Below are 6,700 nucleotides of genomic sequence, written 5' to 3'. Positions count from 1 at the left end.
CTGCACTAGGCGTTTTGCTGGGGCAATTGATTGTGCAGAAATAAGCTTGTCGACATGTCCAAGGTCATGAACAAGGTTTCAATTCGAACGGCCCTAACTGTTGGGTTTGCCAGCGCAATCATCGTCTTAATGATCCTGGCTGGACTTGTGTTCGAGAGATTGTCAGTTCTGGAAGCTGCGACCGACGAAATCTCTTATAACACGATGCCGAGCATCAAGTATGCCAAATCGCTTCAGGCCAATATCGTTGATGTTTGCATTAGCGTCGTAAATCATATCATCTATACTGATTCAAAACTCGATCAGTATGAAGAGGTAGCGTTAGCTACGAAAATCGACGCTGTCAAAGAAGTCATCAAGTTGTATGAACCTTTAGCCACCCTGCCGGGCGAGCGCGAGTTATTCGATACATTCCTGAAGAATTGGACGATAACCCTCAACGCTATTCCTGGTATTATTCGCCTCTCACAAAGCGGTGATAAGCAAGCAGCAACAGAACAAAACCTGAGTACGTTACGACCGGCAATCAAGGCTGCGACTGAGGCAGCAACCGCCATCGCCGCGCTTAATAGCAGGGCTGCCGATGAAAAGGTTGGTGTTTACGAAGGGGCTGTTTCTAGCCTTCGGTCGGCAACGCTGATTGTCAGCTTGGGCGCGGCGCTTCTTCTCGCTGCGGTGGCCGGACTCATCGTCCGCAGCATTACACGAGGTATTGCTTCCGTTGTGACGCCCATGAAGGCGCTCGCGGCAGGAGACCTGCATGCGGACGTCCCGCACCAAACCGAGAAAACCGAAATCGGCACAATCGCGGATAGCGTCCAGGTCTTCAAAGAGGCGCTGATCCGCATGCGTCTGCTTGAGGAAGAGACTGCACAGGCCCGCTTGGATGCCGAAGAGCAGCGCCGGGTTGGCATGCGCCAGATGGCTGATCGCTTCGAGCAGGCCGTAGGTGGCATCGTCAGCATGGTTTCCGCATCAGCGACGGAGTTGCAGGCGACCGCTCAGACAATGACAGCCACCGCAACAGAAACTGCGATCCAGTCGACGACCGTCGCAGCGGCGGCCGAAGAGGCATCAGCCAATGTCGGCACTGTCGCGGCTGCCGCTGAGGAACTGGGCGCCTCGGTACAGGAGATTGGTCGGCAGGTGTCCGGATCGGCCGACCTAGCGCAGCGCGCGGCCAACGATGCTGATCATACGGCAGCGCTCGTTCAGGAATTGAATGCTGCGGTCAGCCGCATTGGCGATGTTGCCGGCTTGATCTCCAGCATTGCGGGCCAAACCAACTTGTTGGCTCTCAACGCGACCATCGAAGCGGCTCGCGCAGGGGAAGCAGGCCGCGGCTTCGCCGTCGTGGCTTCAGAAGTGAAAGAACTGGCCAGTCAGACTGCGCGAGCGACGGAAGAAATCGCCGGCCAGATTGCGCAGGTGCAGGGCGCAACAGGGCAGACCGTGACGGCAATTGCGACAATCACCGCGCGGATCCGAGAGATCGACGTAGTCACCACCACCATCGCCGCGGCTGTGGAGGAGCAGAGTGCGGCGACGCGCGAGATCGTACGTAACGTTGCCCAGGCTTCAGCTGGAACCAGCGAAGTGACAAGCAACATCATGGGCCTGGCACGCGCTTCGGAGGATACGGGCGCCGCAGCGAGCCAGGTGCTTACCTCTGCTGAAGAGCTTTCGCGTCAGTCCGAACATTTGACCGGCGAGGTCACGCGCTTTCTGACGATGGTGCGAAGTGCTTGAACCAATCCTCCGCCAGAGTGCTCGATAGCCGTGCTTTGGGGCCGCCCGTTAGGGCCAGTGGCATACATTGCCATTGGCTCTAATCGCTATGTGCCCGGTTCCGTCTCTCTGAAGCTGAACACCGCTCGCCTCCACCCGGACTCCGGTGGCCGCGACGGGTCGTGGTTGCGTGTTGGGCAGGCAGGGTGGGGTGCTATGATAGTTCACCTTGGAGAGAGCCTATGAGCAAGGCCGCTACGGACAACCCTGCTGGCAGCATTGCAAGCGCTCCCGTCGCGATCGAAGCGGCCGGCGTAGTGCCTAGAGCGAAACCGTCGAGCTACCCCGCACTCTTCGCCGCCCGGATGGCCGGGCGCGAGAAGCGGGTGCTCGGCGACCTGTTCGGCTTGCGGAATTTCGGCGTCAACCTTACGCGTCTTGCTCCCGGCGCCGCGTCCTCGTTGCGCCACCGCCATACGAAGCAGGACGAGTTCATCTTCGTTCTCGACGGAGAGCCGACCCTCATCACGGACGCAGGAAAAGAAAGCCTGCACCCTGGCATGTGCGCCGGCTTCCCGGCAGGAGGGGCTGCCCACCACCTGCTGAACGAGACCTCAGCCGACGTGATATACCTTGAAATCGGCGACCGCACCCCCGGCGACTCGGCCGACTACCCGGACGATGATCTGCGGGCCGAACTTGGCCCGGGTGGGCAGTGGCTTTACACCCATAAGGACGGAAGCCCTTGGTAACCTCCGCCGCGTTTCACGTGTCTGCGAACGCGGTCGCGATGTAGGCGGTCGCTCCAAATCCGTGCACGTCAACGATCGCCGATTTGCTGCTGCAGCGTCGGATCGACGCTCTGGAGGGAAACCGTCCGGGGCGATAGTACCGACCGGATCAAGAAAGCGCCTGTGTCGCGGCGAGGCGCGATCCGGACTGAAACTCTTTTCGTCACCCGGGCGTACTACCGGCGTGAGCTGCGCTCTTGCCCGATCGCTGCTCGACCTCAGAGCCCGCCCTGTCTGTCTGACGTGGGCGGGCTTTGTTGTGTCTGCGCTCCGAGTTTTCACCTGCGGCCCGCGAATGGCAGCCAGACGTCCGGGAGAGGTTGGCTCTCTGCAACCTTCAGGGTCCGCCACCGATGCCTTGTTAGGTGTTAGTCCTCCCAGACTCAGCCCGCCCGGTTCGCTGCGGAGGGCTTTTTCGCGTGCTCGATGGCTCAGAACAGCGAGGCTTCGACCCGCTGCCTTGGCTCGGCTACCAGCGGCGACATCAAACAGCTGGTTGAGGAGTTCCGGGAGGAGCGTGCCGACGACATCGCTCAGCTTGCAGACAGGGCGGGGCGAAGCGGGGAGCGCCTCGCGATCACGGAGCGAGAGCGGGATCCGTGGCGGGACTATGCGAAGGAGCTGGAGCGACGGTGCTTGGTCGAGGGGGGCGCGGTCCCGCCGGTGCCCAACGAAATCTAGCAAGCGCGATCTGCGTAAGGCATGTTAGATTTCATAGCTAAATATGTGCCGGCAAATCATGAGTTGCAAGCACATCACAGTTTCTGCCAAGTAAATTCATGACGGGATTATGACGCAGCGCTAGGCGTGATTCTCCCTTAACGGCGGCTCGAAGGCCTCTTCACGGTTTTCGAGGGGAATCCCACCATGCTCTTCAAACACAGTGTTTCGGTAGCGGCGATCCTCGCCGGTACAATCGGCGCTGCCCAGGCGCAGACGCCCAACGTCACACCCGCCAACGTCAACGTCCTGAACCTGCTTTCGCCCTTCCTGGCGCTGAACGGCACCCAGGTCGGCCAGCAGACCCTGCAGCAGAACCTTTCCTTGGCCATCGCGGACAATCAGGCCACCAGCACAGCCCGCCAGCAGCTCGCGATCAGCGATAAGACACTCGCAGGCAGCCTTTTTAACGGCTCCATCGCCCAAATTACCCTTGCGGATGGCACGAAGGTCAACCTCGGACCGGGTGACAACCTCGCAGGCGGCCTTCCGCTCCAACAGGCCCAGAGCGCAGGCGGCCTTCAGCCGGTCCAGCCATCGGGCGGCTACGGCCAGACCCTCGGCCCGATCTACCAGACTGGTATCCGCGCCAGTAGCCTGACCTCCGGCCCGCTGACGAAGACCTACACTCTGCTGAACAACGCCTATTCGGTGATGAGCGCCGATCTCGGCGTTGCGAAGAACTACTTCGCGAACGGCGCCGCCACGAACCCGAGCACCACGCCTGCCGGTTACGTCCCTATCCCCGCGGTGGCTCCGGCCGGCTACACGCTGCCGACCGCGCCCTACACGATCCCCGCCGGCTCGGCTGGCGCCGGCACGATCGGCACTCTGCCGAATACCCGGGACAGCGTCCTCGATATCGCCTACGGCGTGAGGAACACCGGCGCCGGCCAGGACGTCTACGGCTCCTCGCGGCCGGTTCAGGTAACTCCGAGCAACTACAACATCTTCGACCCGACCGCGCTGAACGGGCTCGCCACCAACCCGTCCTTCCCGAGCGGTCACGCGCAATACGCCTTCACCGACAGCTACCTGCTCGGCATGCTGGTGCCGCAGCAGTTCCAGTCCATGATGGCGCGTGCCGCGGAATACGGCGACAGCCGCATCGTGCTGGGCGTGCATTACCCGCTCGACATCATCGCCTCGCGCTCGTTCGCGGCCTACGACATCGCGCAGGCCCTCACCAACCCGCTCTACGTCAACAACGCCTCGACGACCGGCACGGCGATCAACCTGCCGGCCCTGTTCACGGCGGCCCAGGGTGAGCTGCAGAGCTACATCTCGGCGCAGTGCGGCAACGCCGTCGCGACTTGCGCGACCTCGGCCGCCAACATGGCCGGCAGCCCCTACGCGGCCTCTGCCGCCAACCAAGCGCTCTACCAGCAGCGTCTCACCTACGGTCTGCCGACCCTGACCTTCACTCAGGCTCCGCGTGAAGCCGCCCCGACCGGCGGTCCCGACGCCTCGATCTTGCTCTCGACGCTCTACGGCGGCAGCACCGCCGCCGCCAAGACGATCGCCCCGAACGGCGGCATCTACGGCAATCTCTCGACGGACACGATCAACCAGATCATCGTCAACACCGAGACCAACGCGCTCGCCGCCTTCTACGGCTCGGCGCTGAGCTACTGGAGCCGCCTCGACCTTTATTCGGCCGCCGGCTACTTCGACAACGTCACCGGTCGCCTCGACCTAGCTACCACTGATCACGTGACCCGTGACGTGGCCATCGGCAATGGCGGCTCGCTGTTTGCCAACGGCACCATCACCGGCGTGGCGATCGTGCAAAACGGCGGCCTTCTCGGCGGCTCGGGCACGGTCGGAGGGATCGCGGCGCAGTCTGGCTCGACGGTGGCGCCGGGCAACTCGATCGGCACGCTGAACGTCGCCGGCAACGTAGCCTTCGCGGCAGGCTCGACCTACCTTGTCGAGGCCAATGCGGCCGGCCAGTCCGACAAGATCGCGGCCACGGGCACGACGACGCTTCAGGGCGGCACCGTGCAGGTTCTCGCGGCGGTCGGCACTTACAACCCGCGCACGCAGTATGCGATCCTGACCTCGGCCGGCGGTGTCGGAGGCCAGTTCGCGGGCGTGACCTCGAACCTCGCCTTCCTCACCCCCACGTTGCGCTACCAGCCGACCGAAGTCGACCTGACGCTGACCCGCAACGACGTCGCCTTCGCCACGGTGGCGTTGAACCGCAACCAGGCTGCGGCGGCCGATGGGGTGCAGAGCGCGGGTCCGAACTCGGGCGTCTACGGTGCGACGGTGGGCCTGACGGCGGCAGAGGCCCAGGGCGCCTTCCAGGCTCTCTCCGGCGACATCCATGCGAGCGCGTCGGGTGCGGCCTTCGAGACGGCGTTCTTCGTGCGTGAGGCGATCCTCGACCGTCTGCGCAACGGCGGCACGGCGGAGGGCGCGGATTACGGCTCGCTGCCGGCGACCTACACCGCCGACCTGCCGGGCCGTCGGGTCGCCACAACTATGGTGCCGGCCCGCGTGCTCGACCCGCGCGTGTTCGGCGTCTGGGCTCAGGGCTTCGGCGGCTTCGGCCATGCCGAGACCGACGGCAACGCCGCCGGCGTCAACAGCTCGACGGCGGGGTTCGTGGCCGGTGCCGACGTGCGCTTGGAGAACGGTTTCCGCCTCGGCGTGGCCGGCGGCTACACCCGCACCAACCTCGACACGGCCGGACGCTCGCAGTCGGCCCAGATCGAGAGCGGCTTCGGCGCCATCTACGGCGGCACCGAGTTCGGTCCGATCGCGCTGCGTCTCGGCGCGGTCTATTCCGGCAACGACTCGCGGACCCGCCGCTCGGTGGTGTTCCCGGGTGTCGGTGACAACGACACCGCCCATTACGGCGGTTCGACCACGCAGGGCTTCGGCGAGATCGGCTACCGCATCTCGTTCGGCAACTCCGCCCCGGTAGGCCTGATCACCAAGGGTGCTGCTCCGGCCGCCGCCTTCGCGACGAGCTACATCGAACCCTTCGTCGGGGGCGCCTACGTCAACGTGAACACCGACCGCTTCACCGAGACCGGCGGCATCACGGCCCTCCGCGGCTTCTCGCACGACACCGATATCGGCACGGCGACGGTGGGCGTGCGGGCTCAGACCACGTTCGATCTCGGCCTCGGCGCCCCGGTCACAGCCTACGGCCTGGTCGGCTACCGCCGGGCCTTCGGCGACGTGATGCCGACGGCGCTGCTCGCCTTCCAGACCGGAGCGAGCTTCGTGACGGCGGGTCTGCCGATCGACCGCGACGCGGTGGTGGCCAATGCCGGCCTCGACCTCAAGGTCTCAGCCAACGCCACAATCGGCGTCGCCTATACCGGCCAGGTCGGCGCCCGCGCCGAGAACCACGCCGCAAAGGGCAACTTCACCCTCCGCTGGTGAGCACTCGAGCCTAACGAAACAGGAGGCGCCGCCGAAAGGCGCCCCCGCTTTTTTTGCGCCTT

Annotated in this window: 3 protein-coding genes; all 3 read left to right on the top strand. The window is 64.0% G+C overall.

Translation table 11 applies throughout. The features are described 5' to 3' along the window. Positions 1–54 precede the first annotated feature (54 nt). On the top strand, positions 55–1,749 hold the full coding sequence (locus tag MGN01_RS22850; protein ID WP_238258617.1) for a methyl-accepting chemotaxis protein: 1,695 nt from the start codon (positions 55–57) through the stop codon (positions 1,747–1,749). 221 nt (positions 1,750–1,970) lie between these two features. After that, complete coding sequence (locus MGN01_RS22845; RefSeq protein WP_147049097.1) at positions 1,971–2,480, top strand: cupin domain-containing protein; 510 nt, start codon at positions 1,971–1,973, stop codon at positions 2,478–2,480. A gap of 906 nt (positions 2,481–3,386) precedes the next feature. Next, a complete protein-coding gene (locus tag MGN01_RS22840) occupies positions 3,387–6,638 on the top strand; it encodes an autotransporter family protein (RefSeq protein WP_147049096.1) in 3,252 nt (1,083 codons plus the stop codon). The last annotated feature ends 62 nt before the right edge of the window (positions 6,639–6,700 follow it).

The organism is Methylobacterium gnaphalii, assembly GCF_007992215.1.
Classification (GTDB): Bacteria; Pseudomonadota; Alphaproteobacteria; order Rhizobiales; family Beijerinckiaceae; genus Methylobacterium; species Methylobacterium gnaphalii.
The sequence above is the reverse complement of the archived record's forward strand: the minus strand, read 5'-3'. Positions and strand labels throughout refer to the sequence as shown.